General features: G+C 43.6%; 18 protein-coding genes. 13 read left to right on the top strand and 5 right to left on the bottom strand.

The genetic code is table 11. The annotated features are described in order from the left end of the window. Positions 1–109 precede the first annotated feature (109 nt). The 10 genes from AM279_RS11265 (at position 110) to AM279_RS11220 (ending at position 9,023) form a co-directional block, all read left to right on the top strand. Positions 110–541: a hypothetical protein gene (locus AM279_RS11265; protein ID WP_054408142.1), complete on the top strand. Its 432-nt coding sequence runs from the start codon at positions 110–112 to the stop codon at positions 539–541. A 41-nt stretch (positions 542–582) separates the two neighbouring features. Further along, positions 583–1,371 (top strand): hypothetical protein, encoded by a 789-nt coding sequence (locus AM279_RS11260; protein ID WP_054408141.1) that lies wholly within the window; start codon positions 583–585, stop codon positions 1,369–1,371. 30 nt (positions 1,372–1,401) lie between these two features. Then, entirely contained in the window at positions 1,402–2,076 is a 675-nt protein-coding gene (locus AM279_RS11255; protein WP_054408140.1) for a hypothetical protein, read from the top strand. An 8-nt stretch (positions 2,077–2,084) separates the two neighbouring features. Further along, positions 2,085–3,533 (top strand): LytTR family transcriptional regulator, encoded by a 1,449-nt coding sequence (locus AM279_RS11250; RefSeq protein ID WP_054408139.1) that lies wholly within the window; start codon positions 2,085–2,087, stop codon positions 3,531–3,533. 87 nt (positions 3,534–3,620) lie between these two features. Next, positions 3,621–4,751, top strand: a complete 1,131-nt coding sequence (locus AM279_RS11245; protein ID WP_054408138.1) for a DegT/DnrJ/EryC1/StrS family aminotransferase — start codon at positions 3,621–3,623, stop codon at positions 4,749–4,751. Then, positions 4,751–5,155 carry a hypothetical protein gene (locus AM279_RS11240; RefSeq protein WP_054408137.1) on the top strand — a complete coding sequence of 135 codons (405 nt, stop codon included), beginning with the start codon at positions 4,751–4,753 and terminating at the stop codon, positions 5,153–5,155. Before AM279_RS11245 ends, AM279_RS11240 begins: the two co-directional genes overlap by 1 nt. Before the next feature lie 2 nt (positions 5,156–5,157). Then, positions 5,158–6,174, top strand: coding sequence for a UDP-glucose 4-epimerase GalE (galE, locus tag AM279_RS11235; protein WP_054408136.1), 1,017 nt, complete (start codon positions 5,158–5,160; stop codon positions 6,172–6,174). Positions 6,175–6,365: 191 nt separating this feature from the next. Next, positions 6,366–7,163 carry an N-formylglutamate amidohydrolase gene (locus AM279_RS11230; RefSeq protein ID WP_054408135.1) on the top strand — a complete coding sequence of 266 codons (798 nt, stop codon included), beginning with the start codon at positions 6,366–6,368 and terminating at the stop codon, positions 7,161–7,163. Continuing rightward, positions 7,163–8,539, top strand: a complete 1,377-nt coding sequence (hutF, locus tag AM279_RS11225; RefSeq protein WP_054408134.1) for a formimidoylglutamate deiminase — start codon at positions 7,163–7,165, stop codon at positions 8,537–8,539. Before AM279_RS11230 ends, hutF begins: the two co-directional genes overlap by 1 nt. Before the next feature lie 175 nt (positions 8,540–8,714). Further along, entirely contained in the window at positions 8,715–9,023 is a 309-nt protein-coding gene (locus AM279_RS11220) for a GIY-YIG nuclease family protein (RefSeq protein ID WP_054408133.1), read from the top strand. A 99-nt stretch (positions 9,024–9,122) separates the two neighbouring features. Here the strand turns inward: AM279_RS11220 and AM279_RS11215 are convergent, their stop codons facing one another. The 4 genes from AM279_RS11215 to nadE form a co-directional block, all read right to left on the bottom strand. After that, positions 9,123–9,557, bottom strand: coding sequence for a 3-hydroxyacyl-ACP dehydratase FabZ family protein (locus AM279_RS11215; RefSeq protein ID WP_054408132.1), 435 nt, complete (start codon positions 9,555–9,557; stop codon positions 9,123–9,125). Between the two features lie 19 nt (positions 9,558–9,576). Then, entirely contained in the window at positions 9,577–10,314 is a 738-nt protein-coding gene (locus AM279_RS11210; protein WP_054408131.1) for a PH domain-containing protein, read from the bottom strand. Positions 10,315–10,540: 226 nt separating this feature from the next. Further along, positions 10,541–11,170 carry a response regulator transcription factor gene (locus AM279_RS11205; RefSeq protein ID WP_054408130.1) on the bottom strand — a complete coding sequence of 210 codons (630 nt, stop codon included), beginning with the start codon at positions 11,168–11,170 and terminating at the stop codon, positions 10,541–10,543. A 75-nt stretch (positions 11,171–11,245) separates the two neighbouring features. Continuing rightward, positions 11,246–12,052 carry an NAD(+) synthase gene (nadE, locus tag AM279_RS11200; RefSeq protein WP_054410283.1) on the bottom strand — a complete coding sequence of 269 codons (807 nt, stop codon included), beginning with the start codon at positions 12,050–12,052 and terminating at the stop codon, positions 11,246–11,248. A gap of 81 nt (positions 12,053–12,133) precedes the next feature. On the opposite strand from nadE, the gene gldB reads away from it, so the two are divergent. From gldB to AM279_RS11185, 3 genes are read left to right on the top strand one after another with little or no spacing between them, the layout of a single operon-like run. Continuing rightward, positions 12,134–13,108, top strand: a complete 975-nt coding sequence (gene gldB / locus AM279_RS11195) for a gliding motility lipoprotein GldB (protein WP_054408129.1) — start codon at positions 12,134–12,136, stop codon at positions 13,106–13,108. A 1-nt stretch (position 13,109) separates the two neighbouring features. Next, positions 13,110–13,454, top strand: a complete 345-nt coding sequence (gene gldC / locus AM279_RS11190; protein ID WP_054408128.1) for a gliding motility protein GldC — start codon at positions 13,110–13,112, stop codon at positions 13,452–13,454. A 6-nt stretch (positions 13,455–13,460) separates the two neighbouring features. Next, positions 13,461–13,934: a GNAT family N-acetyltransferase gene (locus AM279_RS11185; RefSeq protein WP_054408127.1), complete on the top strand. Its 474-nt coding sequence runs from the start codon at positions 13,461–13,463 to the stop codon at positions 13,932–13,934. Between the two features lie 6 nt (positions 13,935–13,940). Here the strand turns inward: AM279_RS11185 and yihA are convergent, their stop codons facing one another. After that, the gene (yihA, locus tag AM279_RS11180; RefSeq protein WP_054408126.1) at positions 13,941–14,561 is read right to left on the bottom strand and encodes a ribosome biogenesis GTP-binding protein YihA/YsxC; all 621 of its coding nucleotides are present in this window, start codon (positions 14,559–14,561) and stop codon (positions 13,941–13,943) included. Positions 14,562–14,597 lie beyond the last annotated feature (36 nt).

Genomic DNA, 14,597 nt, shown 5'->3' with positions numbered 1-14,597 from the left:
TTGTAAACCCCTGCTATTGCTGCAATTTTGGGTCATGGAATTCCAAAAGCAAAAAAGCCGGGAAGCCGAAAACGGTAACAAAGAGTAGGCAGATTTATACCTTATAATTATGTATTTGCAGAATATTGATAACACACAAATTGATGCTAATATATTTATGGCAGAAATTTTGACGGAAGTTAAGGCTGAAGATGTCGAACAAAATATTACAGAACAGGATATTGAAAATGGCCTTGCTGAATTATATGTAGATGCAGCTGATGCTACAGCGCCTATGCTATATGCATCGACTGAGTCTTTTATTTCAACCAGGAGACAAAATTTTTCTGCGGAATTTGCAGGGAGGGGATTGTGGAGGAAACTCATCCGATTTTTATGTAAGGTACTTAACGCTACCTCAACGGCGGGAGATATACTTGCTGCTATATTAGATTTTATAGTGAGCGTAATTCCAGGGGGAATTGTGTTTAAAGGAATCATAAAAAAGATTTTAAAGTACTTTCTAAATAAGGGCTACAATACACTTTGCCCAGTTGAATAATTAAAATCCCGGCGTTGCCGGGATTTACAAACCTTACTGTTATGAAAACACCAATCACTTTCCTTCTCTTATTGTTTTGTAACTGGACTTTTGGGCAGATACCAAGCATAAAAGAAGACTATGAAGATACTACATCAAAAAAACTTACTCTTGGTTTTGATAGTGGAGTGAAAATTTTATCTGAGGATGAGTCAGATATGAGTTTTGCTAATAATATTTCTTTATTATATACTGACAAGAGCACTATTGTACAAACGGAGCTTATTAGTGATTACATGGGGCTGGTGAGGTTATCGTTTGGTTCGGTAATAAATGCTACTTCGGAAGAAAGCGCTGAAGGTGAAAATGCCCAAAGCGAACGCGAAAACAACAATGAACAAGAATTGTTAAGGACTCTAAACGGCGGTGGTAATTTCTATTTATCAGGTTTACTACCTTTTTGGACTTATAAAAGATCACTTTTTCTTTTTATGCCTTCATTAAATGGTAAAATCTCTGCTGATATTGAGGGTATGGGAAGTAATGTTGCTGCATCTGATGTGAGGGGTATGTTATATCCGTCATTATATGTAAGCCGGGCTTCAGATAATAAAAAGTTCAATTTCTTTTTGCAGGCTGAATATGGTCTCTTATTTGCGACAAATGATTTTTATGATCAGTTTGAAATTGATAGAAACTCTAAAACGCCGGTTTTGTTAGGTAGGGCAATGTTTGGGGTTACAATTGGCGGAAGTTTGAGATTTACGGTTGTAACTAAAAGTGTCTCGAACTATAAGCAGTTAATAAATGATAAAGTAATGATAGGATTACAATTTTTAAGCAAGAACTAATATATTTACTAACCAACAAATCAATAAATTATGAAAGCACCTTATTTTTTTTTATTGGCTATAGCGCTAATGTTTTTTACAGGATGTGAAAACAAAAACAATGTTGCAAAACAAGGCGATAAAATTGCAGAGCAACAAGATACTGATCAGTTGCCATCCCCGCAGGTTAATTGCGTAATAGGTACATCATTTGATAGTGCTGCAAATCAAAACGCGCTCAAAATTAATGGTAATAAAATTTATGTTGATATTAAATTGACCACAGGAGATTCTGGTTTTATATATGGAGGTAAGCACATGGTTATTGAAGAGGGAGGCTATAAAGCCTTGGCCTTCATGTATCATAAAGAGGGAACTACTATGCAACAGAGGCAAGTTCCGGATTTGGGTAACATTCCCACTTTAACAGACATAAAATTCAATTTTGACAAACCGGCATCATGGGGTGAAAACGATAGTATAAGAGTAATAGCATTAAATGAAACCGACAGTGCAATTTTTGATTCTCTTAAAGGGTATTTTACGTTAAAATTGCTAATGTTTAAAGATAAGCAGGCTTGCCAAAAAGATTATGATGCATTAAATGATATGTGGAACTACTATAATCCTCATAATCCTGTTATTACAAAAGGAAATCAGCCTCAATATGAACATTTCATCCCCCGCGTAACTAAAGACGACGGCGTGCTAAGCTTAAAAAAATAATTGCAGCCATGCTCAAAGCTCTAAAAAATCTCCTTATTTTATTGCCCTTCCTGTGCAACGGGCAAAGCCTTGGCCGGTTTGTAACCGATAGTGTTTTAAACCATCCTGAGCAGGTTATAGAAAAGCTTAGGGCTGCAAAACCCGGGTCGGCATGGCAGGCCGGTATAAGCTACTACCGTCTGGGCAAGTGCTATGCTTTTTTAAACCATGAAGATGCTGCACTGGCATATTTTATAAAAGCCAAAAAACAGTTTGAAACTGCCGGGAAAACCACTGAGGCAAAAGATATAGCCCTTGAGGCACACCTGGTTGTATCATCGCAGGATGACTATCAAAAATACGGCTATACTTTTCTTGAAGAATATAAGGCCTATGCCCATAAAACAAAGTCGGCCGAACGGCTTGCACTCGTAACATCAGAATACGCCAAGGAAGCCTATCAAACCTACAGCGAAGCAGATGACCCTGATGTAAAAGTGCTCGACAGCGCCCTGGCCCTTTTTCAGAAGGCATTGGTATATGCCCAAAAATCAGGCAACAGGGCTATAGAGGGCAAAATTTGCCTTAACCTGGCCACCATTAATAACACCGCCGGCCGGTATAAAGAAGCACTGGCCTTTGCAGATAAAGCCCTTTCGGTAGCCTACTATGTAAAAGACCCGTTGGAGCAGGCAAAAGGCTACTACACCATAGGTAATACCTTTTTTATGCAGGAAAACTACAAAGAAGCCCTGTTTTATTTTAAAAAGGCCCTGGCTATAAAAATGCCCTATTACCAAAAGTTTGGCAGGCTTATTTATAAAAAAATCGCCCAATGCTATGATGCCCTTGGCGATAATGCCAACAGGCGCCGGTTTGAAACGGCATTCGATTCGCTTGACGCAAAAATTAAAGATGTAGAGCAAAACATTGCCATTCATGATATTAATATAAAATACCAGGTAGCCGAGAAAGACCGGCAAATATCTATACTGCAAAATATAAAGATGAAGTTTATACAACACAAAATCATTTTCGGCACATTGTTATTCCTGGTGTTTTTGCTGGCGCTCTATTCATTTATCCGCTGGAGAAAAGTAGATGTGCGCCGCAAAAAACTGCAACAGGAAAAAGAGGGTATAGAAACAGAACATACCAAAACAGTAGAGCAGCTTGAAAAAGTGCGCCAGCTGGTTATAGAAGACCACATTATACTTAAAAACAAAACGCGCCTGTACCTGGATAAGCTTATGTACATAAAGGCCGATGACCACTACCTTAACTTTACCCCATCTGAGGGTAAAGGCCATTTTTTACGCGGAAAACTAAGCGAAATAGAAAAAGAGCTGCCGCCTAATTTTATTAAATGCCACCGCTCATACATTGTAAACACAAACTTTATTAAAAGCAGCAATTCAAAAGGCATACTGCTTAAAAACGGCGAAGAGCTGCCGGTGTCGCGCAATTTTAAATTATAAGGTTAAAAGCACTTTAAAAAAAGTTTTTTCAGGTTATAAAGTCGGCAAAGTTGGTTATTTTTGTACCTCTTTATAATCATTCGTATAATGAAAAAAATACAGATGGTCGACCTTAAAACACAGTACGACCATATAAAAGACACTGTAAACGCTTCCATCCAGGAAGTACTTGATACCACCACTTACATTAACGGCCCGCAGGTACACACTTTCCAGAAAAACCTTGAGCAATACCTGGGTGCAAAACACGTAATTCCGTGTGCAAACGGTACCGATGCGCTGCAAATAGCCATGATGGGCCTTGGCCTGCAACCGGGCGATGAGGTTATTACAGCCGACTTCACTTTTGCCGCTACGGTAGAAGTAATAGCGCTGTTGCAGCTTACCCCGGTACTTGTAGATGTGGAGGAGGATACCTACAACATTTCAATAGAGGCCATTAAAAAAGCCATTACACCAAAAACAAAAGCCATCGTTCCGGTGCACCTTTTTGGGCAGGCGGCAAATATGGAGGCCATTATGGCACTGGCTGCAGAGCACAACCTGTATGTTATTGAAGATAACGCACAGGCCATTGGTGCTGATTATAAGTATGCTAACGGCTCTAAGCAAAAGGCAGGCGTTATAGGCCATGTGGCTTCAACATCGTTCTTCCCAAGTAAAAACCTGGGCTGCTATGGCGATGGTGGAGCTATTTTTACTAATGATGATGCCCTGGCACACACCCTGCGTGGTATTGTAAACCACGGTATGTATGTGCGCTACCACCACGATGTGGTGGGGGTAAACAGTAGGCTCGACAGCATTCAGGCTGCAGTGCTTAACGCCAAATTGCCGCTGCTTGACCAGTACAACGTGGCCCGCCGCGAGGCTGCTGCCAAGTACAGCGCTGCACTTAGCGTTAGTGATAAAATCATTACCCCGGTTATTGTGGGCGATGAAGACAGCCACGTGTTCCACCAGTATGTCTTCCGCGTGCTCGATACTGATAGGTATGCCCTTATGCAGCACCTGCTGGATAAAAATATACCATGTGCTATTTATTACCCAATTCCGCTGCACAGCCAGAAAGCCTATGCAAGCAGCCGCTACAACGAGGCTGATTTCCCTGTAACCAACAGGCTGGTTAAAGAGGTTTTGGCACTGCCTATGCACACCGAGCTTGACGATGAGCAGATTAAGTTTATTACCGACAGCGTACTTGAGTTTGTAAAATAATGAAGGGCAGGCTTGTACATAAGGTTGTGCTTGGGGTGCTGTGTGCCCTGGTGTTGTCGTGCAAAAACGAAACACCAGATAACAGTGCCGACCTTGATAACCTTAACCTGCTGGTAAAGGAAGTCAACAAAATGGCACCCCGCCAGCTTGATGAGATTACCCGCCTTGACAGTGCAAGCGCCACCGCCCCAAACATTATAAACTATTACTATACGTTTAAACAGCCTGACACCCTTACCAATACTGCCGAGATTAAGCGTTTGGTACAACAGGGCGCACAGGCAAATATGGACGGTATTGCCGCCAAAAAAATATTTAAGGGCCCGGTCCTGTTTCATTATGTATACCATGACACAATAGGAAAGCCCGTTTTTGAGTTTACCATAAAACCAACAAAAGAATAAAGATGAAAGTACTTGTTACCGGCGGCCTGGGCTTTATAGGCTCGCACACTGTGGTAGAATTGCAAAACACAGGTTTTGATGTAGTGGTTATAGACGACCTTAGCAACGCCCAAATCAGCGTGCTGGAAGGTATTGAGGCCATAACCGGCAAAAAGCCCGAATTTGAGCAGATAGACCTTCGCGATAAGGCTGCCGTGCAGGATTTCTTTAAAAAATACAGCGATGTTAACGGCGTTATCCACTTTGCGGCCAGCAAGGCAGTAGGCGAAAGCGTACAAAACCCATTATTGTATTATGAAAACAACCTGGGGGCACTGGTGTACATCCTTCAGGAACTGCAAAAAAAGGATAATGCAAACTTTATCTTTAGTTCATCTTGTACCGTATACGGCCAGGCCGAAAAGATGCCTATAAGCGAAGATACACCCGTACAGCCTGCCATGAGTCCTTACGGCAACACCAAGCAGGTAGGCGAGGAAATAATTCGCGATGTGGCTAAAATTAGTAATATCGACGCCATTTTGCTGCGCTACTTTAACCCGGTAGGCGCACACGATTCGGCAAACATAGGCGAACTACCGCTGGGTGTGCCGCAAAACCTGGTGCCGTTTATTACACAAACTGCCGCGGGATTAAGGCAGGAGCTTTCGGTTTTTGGCGATGATTACCCAACGCCCGATGGTACCTGCGTGCGCGACTACATACACGTGGTAGACCTTGCCAAGGCACACGTTACCGCGCTGCAGCGCCTTGTTGAAAGCAAAAACGAAGAAAAAGTAGAGGTATTTAACCTGGGTACAGGCCGTGGCAACTCGGTTCTTGAGGTAATAAAAGCCTTTGAAAGCGCTACCGGCGAAAAACTGAACTACAAAATAGTACCGCGCCGCGAGGGCGATGTTACAGAAGCGTATGCCGATACTACAAAAGCAAATAACGTACTGGGCTGGAAAGCCGAAAAATCCCTTAACGAAGCGCTGGCATCTGCCTGGGCATGGGAAAAGAAAGTACGCGGACTTTAATCAGTATTCAGGTAGCAGATGGCAGGCGGCAGTCATGCTTAGCTTGTCGAAGCATCCTAATCATATACAGCCCTGTAAGGGCAAGACGTTTCAAAACCCCGGATGTGAATCCGGGGTTTGTGTTATATATCAATTACCCAATTCATAAATTAACGTTACATTTGTTTTTGCTATAAACAAACTACACTACTATGGATATTTTCAGCATAACCCAGCCCACAGGGCCTAAAGTACCCATTATTATAAGTTCGCCGCACTCAGGTACTTTTTTTCCTGATGACATTAAAAAACGCCTCAGGCCCAACCTTGCCGCCGCACCCGATGATACCGACTGGTTTATAGACCGCCTGTATGATTTTGCACCGGCAATGGGCATTACACTTATAAAAGCCAACTACAGCCGCTGGGTAATAGACCTTAACCGCGACCCAAAAAGCAAACCGCTGTATGATGACGGCCGCGTTATAACAGGCTTATGTACCACTACCGATTTCAACGGAAACCCTTTATATGAATACGGCGAACCTGATGATGCCGAAATAGCACAGCGTGTTGAAAAATACTACATTCCTTATCACCTAAAGCTGGCGCAGCTTACCCAGGAAATGAAGCAGGAGTTTGGCAAGGCATTGTTGTTTGATGCCCATTCCATACGCAAAATAGTGCCGGGTATTCGCCCGGAGCCGTTCCCGGAACTTATTTTAGGCGATAACGATGGCACTTCGGCATGGCCGCAGGTTATAGAAACTGCCTGGCAGGCATTGCAGGATAAAGGCTATGAGGCGCAGCACAACCATCCGTTTAAGGGTGGATATATAACGCGCTTTTTTGGCCGCCCGCAAAACAGGGTGCACGCCCTGCAGCTGGAAATGGCTAAAACCAATTATATGGATGCCACTGAAACGCAGTATGACGAAGCCAATGCCAACCGTATTCGCGCCGTATTGCAAAATCTTTTTGCCCAACTTATAAAAGCTATTGAAGAATAATGGCAACCTATACTTTTAAAGCCCTCCTTACCGAAAACGGCTGGGTTGAAAACGCCGCTGTACAGCTTGATGCGCAGGGTAATATACTTTCTATATCACAAACCGCTTCCCCACAGGGAGAATACATAAACGGCTATGCGTTGCCGGGTTTCCAAAATGCACATTCACACGCGTTTCAGTATGCTATGGCAGGTTTGGCCGAGCTGCATACCAACACCGGTGTTCAGGATGATTTCTGGAGCTGGCGCAACGCCATGTATGGCCTGGCGCTAACCCTTTCTCCCGAACAGATGGAAGCTGTTGCCGCCATGCTGTACAGCGAAATGGCCCGCCACGGGTATACCGCTGTGGCAGAATTCCACTACCTGCACCATGATAAAGACGGCAAACCCTATGCTAACCTTGCCGAAATGGGGCAGAGGCTTGTGTCGGCTGCAAAACGTGCGGGCATACGCATTACGCTGGTGCCCATGTTTTACCAGCAGGGAGGCTTTGGCCAGCCGCCAGTAGAACGCCAAAAACGTTTTATCTCACAAACAATTGAAGATTATTACAAACTGCTTGAAGCCACGCAAAAGGTAGTTGAGAAACAACCTCATGCTAATGTGGGCGTAGGCATACATTCACTGCGTGCTGTAAAGCCTGAGGATGTTATTAGTGTTTGCAATTCATTAGACGGTTCAATGCCATTTCACATACACGTATCGGAACAGCTTAAGGAAATTGAAGACTGCCTGGCATTCCATAATAAACGCCCCGTGCAGTGGCTGCTTGATAATGTTAAGGCAGATGATAATTACCACCTGGTGCACGCCACGCATCTTGATGAAAACGAGGCTAACGGCATTGCAAAAAGTGGCGCTAACGTAGTGCTATGTCCCAGTACAGAGGGCAACCTGGGTGACGGCCTGTTTAGTTTTGAAGCCTATAAAAACGCGGGGGGCAACTGGAGTATTGGCACCGATAGCCACGTGGGCCTTAACCCGCTTGAAGAACTCAGGATACTGGATTACGGCCAGCGCCTCATAAGCCACAAACGCACAACTTTTGTTACACCACAGAGTGGCGACAGCGGTTTCAACGCGCTAAAAATGGCATGGCAAAGCGGCCGGAAGGCTATGGGTGCACCCCACGTTCAATTTTTTGCACCCGGGCAGCCGTTTGATGCGGCAGTTTTTAAAGCCACCTCACCATTAATAGCTACGGCATCACTCCGCAACCTGAGTAATACATTGGTGTATAGCGCCGATGTTAGCGATATGCTGGGCACTGTTGTTAGTGGCAAATGGGTAAACAAAGAAGGTGCTTCAATTAACCGTGAGGCTATTGTAGCTGATTTTGTTAAGGTTATGAAAGAGCTGGGTACGAGGGTGTAACATTGCGTTTTTTTCATGTCGGCTGAAGTGAACCGAAATGGAAACATCTCAATTTTTTAAATTTAGGAGATTACTTCGTCAGTTCGGCTGCGCCTCGTGTCCTCGACTCCGCTAAAGCTCCGCTCGGAATGGAAAAACGCCTGTTTTATGTGTAAAGCTTAATACTAAAATTAATATGCAGCACACCTTTGGAAGCCACAATTACTATGTTTATATCATTACAAACAAAATAAAAACGGTACTGTATATTGGTTTTACGACCGATTTAAAAGAAAGGCTGTATTATCATGCAAATCCTGAGCCGCATTCAAAGGCATTTACTGCAAAATACAAATATTGTTACTTGATATATTTTGAGCATTATCAGGATGTACAAATAGCAATTGACCGCGAAACACAGTTGAAAAAATGGAACAGGGCAAAGAAAGAAAATCTGATTAACGGATTTAATCCGCAATGGAGGTTTCTTAATAATGAGGTTTAATTTTGTCAAAACGGTTTGTTGCGCTCTTCCATTTCGAGCGAAGCTTTAGCGGAGTCGAGAAATCTCAAAAAGAGTTTAGTTTAGCACTTGTATAAATAGCTAACTATCCCTGCGCTCATCAATTTTTATCGACATCCACGAGGCTTCCATAACCAGGTTGCCGTTTACATGGGCTTTGCCGCTTTGCTTGATTATTTTTTCGCTAAGGCGGTGGTTGGTTATGGTATAGGTAATCTGTTCTCCAAAAGGCACGCCCGCAAAAAACTGCGCCGATTCTATTTGCACCAGTGCAAAAATGCCGTTGGTTATTTCCAGCAACCTTACCCCCGCACCACCGGCCTGCGCCATGCTCTCTATAAGAATGGTGCCCGGCACAAACCCAAAATCCTGAAAGCTGCCCTGCAGGTTTACCTCAGTACGGTCAAAGGTTTTAATGGCGGTAATTTCTTCGGTAGTGGCGGCCGTTACCTCGTCTACAAATAAAAACGGTGCGCGGTGTGGTATTAGTTTTTCAATGTCTTTTCCTCCCTTCATAGCAAGTGGTTTAGGTGGCTTATAAATATTCTAATATCTCTTTTTTAAAGGCATCATATTCGCCCTGTAGTATCAGGCCGTTGTCCAGCAGCTTCTTGTAGCTTTGCAGCTTTTCAAAAAGCTCTTCCTTGCTTAATGCGGCAAGTCCCTGTTTTTCAGGAGTGGGGGTTGGCACAGGTGCAGGTGTGGTTTCTTCATAAACCGGCTCCGGTGCAGGCTTATGTATAATCTCGGCAAAGCTGTTTACCTCTTCGGTTTCTACCTCCTCAATTTCTTCGGCTGTGGCTTCCGGTTCGGTATAGGCTACAGGCTCTTCTATGGGTGCTGTAAACGGCTTTTCTTCTGCCTTTGGTGCGTTGGATTCCTTAAGCAGTTCCAGCTGCTCTTTAGAAAACGTATACATTTTTCGTGCCTGTATCTTGGGTATATAGTCTATGCTAACAGTAATATCGGTAGTGGTGGTAAACGAAAATTCCGACCCCAGTATGCCTTCCTTCATAAAAGCCCCGGCAATATTGCCCCACGGATAATCGGTAAAATCCATGCTAAGGCCCAGGTTTTTCGGCTTACAGATAATAATACGCTTGTTGGTAAGCACCACGCTGTCCGGAAATACGTTTATGGCCGGTTTTTTCTGAACGCCTATATAGCCCACCTCTTCATTTTTCATGAGCAGGTCGCTTAGCTTGGCGCTTATTTTTTCTATAGCCTTTGGGTCCTGCTCTTCGTTAAGGAACTTTTTAAACTGTTCTTTCATCTTTTTGGTTGTTAGTAACCCAAATGTACAAAGTTGCCTGAAAATTCGCTAATTATCTTATTGTAATTAAGGGTTAAAGTATAACTTAAACAAACAAAAACGCCCTTGTGGGGCGTTTTTTGCTTGTGCTTTAAAGCCCTTGGCGCTGGCCGGGCTTCTTTCTTCTTTTGTCTTTGGAGTAGTGGTGTGTCCCGTTGTTCTTTTTTGTCAGTTGAATGTCTCCCGGCTATACAATATCCAGGGTCTTTGCCTTGTTTACCAGGTCTACCAGGTTTGTAACGTGTAGCTTGGTAAGCAGGCGCAATTTATACGTGCTGATGGTCTTCTCGTTCAGGTCGAGCAGGCGTGCAATTTCCTTGTTTTTTTTGCCTTCGCTAAGGTAGCGCAGCACTTCAATTTCCCGGCTCGAAAGCTTGCGGTACAACCGTTCGCTTTTCTTGCCTTTGTTAAGCAGTGCAAGGTTTTTCTTTACAAGGTCGCTAAATACCACATCGCCATCGTTTACACGCTTAATGGCACTCTCCAGGTCTTCCATCCTGGCGCTTTTGTGCACATAGGCGCTAACACCGGCTTTAAGGGCATTAGGTGCATAAATCTGTTCGGCAAGGTTGGTAAAAATTACCACCTTGGTTTCGGGAAATTCCTTAATCAGCGATTTTACAGAACTAATACTGGTTAACCCCTCAAGCTCCAGGTCAATCACGGCCACATCAACCGTTTTTTTGCTCAGGCAGTCTAAAAGGCTCTCCAGATTATTTACCACACCCACAAAACTAATCTGCGGATTGTCGTTAAAAAACGATTTCATCCCATAATGCACAACAGGATGATTATCCGCAAGGCATAACTTGATCATAATTGCGTTTTTTTGGGTTTACTATTAAAGTAAAGTTAGCAATTAAAATCTTAAAGTATTGTGAATGAAAGAATTTTATTTCAAATTTAAGGGAATCTCACACACGGGTATGGGCTGCATCTTGTGCTGGTTGTTGGTATTAAAACGTATGTAGATATCAAAAACCTCTTTTTCGCGCCCTTCAAAATCACCTGATTTTTTACCGAATTCTTTTTGTTGCATGGCCCACTCCAGCTCTTCATAACTTGCACCAATCTGGTCTTCATCGCTGCGGTCATCGCCAAAAAGCCCGTCGGTAGGTTTAGCGGTAATAATGCTTTCTGTAACGCCCAGGTATTTTGCCAGTATGCGCACCTCGCTTTTAAGCAAATCGGCAATAGGGCTCACGTCTACACCGCCATCGCCATACTTGGTGTAAAAGCCTACGCCAAAGTCTTCTACCTTGTTGCCGGTACCCGCCACAATGGCGTTATTAATACCCGCAAAGTAGTATAGCGTAAGCATGCGCAGGCGCGAACGTGTGTTGGCCAGTGTGTGGTCTGTAAGGTGTTGCGTGCCAGCTGGTGGCACCTGCTCTTTAAAGTGCTCAAAGGTGCTGGTAAGGTCGGCCTCGGCACCGCTTACGTTAGGATAGTTGGCCTTAAGCCAGGCAATGTGTTCTTTTGCACGGGTAACGTGGCTCTGGGCCTGGTGTATGGGCATTTCCACACACAGGGTAGGCAGGCCGGTTTGTGCGCACAGCGTTGAGGTAAGCGCGCTGTCTATACCACCCGATATGCCCACAACAAAACCTTTTGCTTTTGCGTTTTGTGCATAGGTGCCCAGCCAGTTTACAATATGGTTGTTTATGGCCTGTGCGTCAAATTTGTAGTGGGTATTCATGGCGGTATATGTTTTAAGCGTTGTATATTTGCCCATAAAAGTAACAAAACGCAGCTAATTGAAATAGCTTAAACTATTAAAATGAGAAAATTCGTAGTGTTTTTTGCCCTTGCCCTTGCCGTAGTTTCATGTGGTAAAAAAAGTAAGGAAGAAAAAGAAATTGAAGAGGTAAAAATACCCGAAGTTAAAATAGAGCGCCTTGACAGGGACTATTTTACCGTAAAACCGGCTGATTTTCCTAAAATGAGGCAGCGTTTTGCCGACCTTTTCCCTGCATCTACAAGCGATGCCGAATGGCTGTCGCGCCGAAATGAGCCTTTTTTAAAGGAGCTTCAGGCCGAAGTACAAAAGGTATATCCTGACCTTGATACCCTGCAAACCAATACACGGGAGCTGTTTAAGCATATAAAATACTACTACCCTAAGTTTAATATTCCGCAGGTGGTTACCCTGGTTAACGATAACCTGGAATATAAAGCCATGTACAACGGTAAAACGGTTGCAATTCCGCTAAGCATATACCTGGGCAGGGGCAACAAATACTACCAGGGACTTGATACCTACCGCACCCAAATGTATGACCCTACACAAATTTTACCCGATGTGGTAGAATCATTCGCCACAACAGGCATGTATGCGCAAATAAGCGGCCTTACCGATAAAACCCTGCTGTCTTACATGATTTACTTTGGTAAGATGCAATACCTTAAAGACAGGCTTATACCTAATGTGCCTGATTATGACAAGATAGGCTACACCAAATTACAGCTGCAATGGGCGTTTGAAAACGAAGCCATTATGTGGAGCACCCTTTTAGAAAAACAACTGCTGTACAGCACAGAGCCGCAACTGCCGCGCCGCTTTATAAACCCTGCGCCGTTTACACGCTTTGGGCTTGATATAGATACCGACTCTCCCGGGCGACTGGGGCAGTGGATAGGCTGGCAAATTGTGCGAAGCTTTATGGAAAACAATAAAGATGTAACTTTGCAGCAGCTTTTGGCTATGGATGCCAAAACCATTTTTGAAAAATCTAAATACAAACCCAAGAAGTAAGATGTCTAAAGATACGACCCTGAAATCAGAGATTAAAATAAGTGTGGAGCTTGATGCCAACCGCGTGCCCGAAACCCTGAAGTGGACAGCCCGCGACGGTGGTGTAATTAACCAGGAAAGCAAGGCAATGATGCTTAGCGTGTGGGACAGTAAGGCCCAGGAAAGCATGCGCATAGACCTGTGGACCAAAGATATGCCGGTAGATGAAATGAAAGTGTTTTTTCACCAGACGCTGGTAAGCATGAGCCACTCTTTTGAGCGCGCCACCGGAGATGAGCGCATGGGCGAGTCTATGCGTGATTTTTGTGATTACTTTGCAGAAAAACTTGACCTGCAAAAGAAATAATTTAGCATGGAGATTACATTGAGAAGGTATCGTGCAGACGACATAAATGCAGTTGTTAGTTTATTTAGAGATACCATTCATACCATTAATAGTAAACATTATTCTAAAGCCCAGGTTAACGCCTGGGCTCCTGATATTATAAACGCTGAAAAGTGGGGTGCTAAATTACTGGAGCACTATACTATTATTGCTGAATGCAATAATACTATTTGTGGTTTTGGCGATATTGATGCAACCGGTTATTTTGACCACCTGTTTGTACACAAGGATTTTCAGGGGGTAGGGGTGGCTACAAAAATAGTTGGGGTAATTGAAGCTTATGCTCTGTCATGCGGCTTTAAGGCAATTACGGTAGCTGTTTCTATTACCGCAAAAACATACTTCTTAAAACAGGGGTATGAAATAGTAACGCCTCAGCAGGTTACTTATAACGGCGAGGTGTTCACTAATTTTGCAATGATAAAAAAGCTATCTTCCTGATGCTTTTTACACAAACCCCTGGTTTTTAAAAATATCCTGGTTAACGCCATCTATAAACGCAAGCACTTCTTCACGGCCTGTACCTTCAGAAGATGACGTTACAAAATGCTGCGGCATTTCTTCCCAGCCCTCGGCCAGTAATTTTTTGCGGTACGCCGCCACGTGCTGCTGTTGCTTGCCCTTGCTTATTTTGTCGGCCTTGGTAAAAATGATGCAAAAAGGCACTTCTTTCTCGCCCAGGTAGTTTATAAACTCAAGGTCGATTTTTTGTGCCTCAAGCCTTATATCTACCAGCACAAAGCCACAAACAAGCTGCTCGCGGTTTTCAAAATAATCGGTTATAAACTGCTGAAATGTTTCTTTGGTAGATTTAGATACACGCGCATAACCATACCCCGGTAAGTCTACCAGGAACCAGTTTTCGTTTATTTTAAAGTGGTTTATAAGCTGTGTTTTTCCGGGCTTGCCAGATGTTTTTGCAAGGCTGTTGCGGCCCGTTAGCATATTTATAAGCGATGATTTACCCACGTTAGAGCGGCCTATAAAGGCATACTCCGGCAGGGGCTCTTTAGGGCATTTGCTTACATCGCTATTACTTATAATAAACTCGGCGGTATTAATCTTCATACCGCAAAGATAGGTATTTTAAAATTGGTATATTTT

It is taken from the genome of Flavobacterium akiainvivens, assembly GCF_001278115.1.
In the GTDB taxonomy this organism is placed as follows: Bacteria; Bacteroidota; Bacteroidia; order Flavobacteriales; family Flavobacteriaceae; genus Flavobacterium; species Flavobacterium akiainvivens.
The sequence above is the reverse complement of the archived record's forward strand: the minus strand, read 5'-3'. Positions and strand labels throughout refer to the sequence as shown.

Excerpts from the sequence above, each read along its gene's own strand:
- AM279_RS11265 (WP_054408142.1), top strand. The coding sequence starts at position 110 with ATGTATTTGCAGAATATTGATAACACACAAATTGATGCTAATATATTT.
- AM279_RS11260 (WP_054408141.1), top strand. The coding sequence starts at position 583 with ATGAAAACACCAATCACTTTCCTTCTCTTATTGTTTTGTAACTGGACT.
- AM279_RS11255 (WP_054408140.1), top strand. The coding sequence starts at position 1,402 with ATGAAAGCACCTTATTTTTTTTTATTGGCTATAGCGCTAATGTTTTTT.
- AM279_RS11250 (WP_054408139.1), top strand. The coding sequence starts at position 2,085 with ATGCTCAAAGCTCTAAAAAATCTCCTTATTTTATTGCCCTTCCTGTGC.
- AM279_RS11245 (WP_054408138.1), top strand. The coding sequence starts at position 3,621 with ATGAAAAAAATACAGATGGTCGACCTTAAAACACAGTACGACCATATA.
- AM279_RS11240 (WP_054408137.1), top strand. The coding sequence starts at position 4,751 with ATGAAGGGCAGGCTTGTACATAAGGTTGTGCTTGGGGTGCTGTGTGCC.
- galE (WP_054408136.1), top strand. The coding sequence starts at position 5,158 with ATGAAAGTACTTGTTACCGGCGGCCTGGGCTTTATAGGCTCGCACACT.
- AM279_RS11230 (WP_054408135.1), top strand. The coding sequence starts at position 6,366 with ATGGATATTTTCAGCATAACCCAGCCCACAGGGCCTAAAGTACCCATT.
- hutF (WP_054408134.1), top strand. The coding sequence starts at position 7,163 with ATGGCAACCTATACTTTTAAAGCCCTCCTTACCGAAAACGGCTGGGTT.
- AM279_RS11220 (WP_054408133.1), top strand. The coding sequence starts at position 8,715 with ATGCAGCACACCTTTGGAAGCCACAATTACTATGTTTATATCATTACA.
- AM279_RS11215 (WP_054408132.1), bottom strand. The coding sequence starts at position 9,557 with ATGAAGGGAGGAAAAGACATTGAAAAACTAATACCACACCGCGCACCG.
- AM279_RS11210 (WP_054408131.1), bottom strand. The coding sequence starts at position 10,314 with ATGAAAGAACAGTTTAAAAAGTTCCTTAACGAAGAGCAGGACCCAAAG.
- AM279_RS11205 (WP_054408130.1), bottom strand. The coding sequence starts at position 11,170 with ATGATCAAGTTATGCCTTGCGGATAATCATCCTGTTGTGCATTATGGG.
- nadE (WP_054410283.1), bottom strand. The coding sequence starts at position 12,052 with ATGAATACCCACTACAAATTTGACGCACAGGCCATAAACAACCATATT.
- gldB (WP_054408129.1), top strand. The coding sequence starts at position 12,134 with ATGAGAAAATTCGTAGTGTTTTTTGCCCTTGCCCTTGCCGTAGTTTCA.
- gldC (WP_054408128.1), top strand. The coding sequence starts at position 13,110 with ATGTCTAAAGATACGACCCTGAAATCAGAGATTAAAATAAGTGTGGAG.
- AM279_RS11185 (WP_054408127.1), top strand. The coding sequence starts at position 13,461 with ATGGAGATTACATTGAGAAGGTATCGTGCAGACGACATAAATGCAGTT.
- yihA (WP_054408126.1), bottom strand. The coding sequence starts at position 14,561 with ATGAAGATTAATACCGCCGAGTTTATTATAAGTAATAGCGATGTAAGC.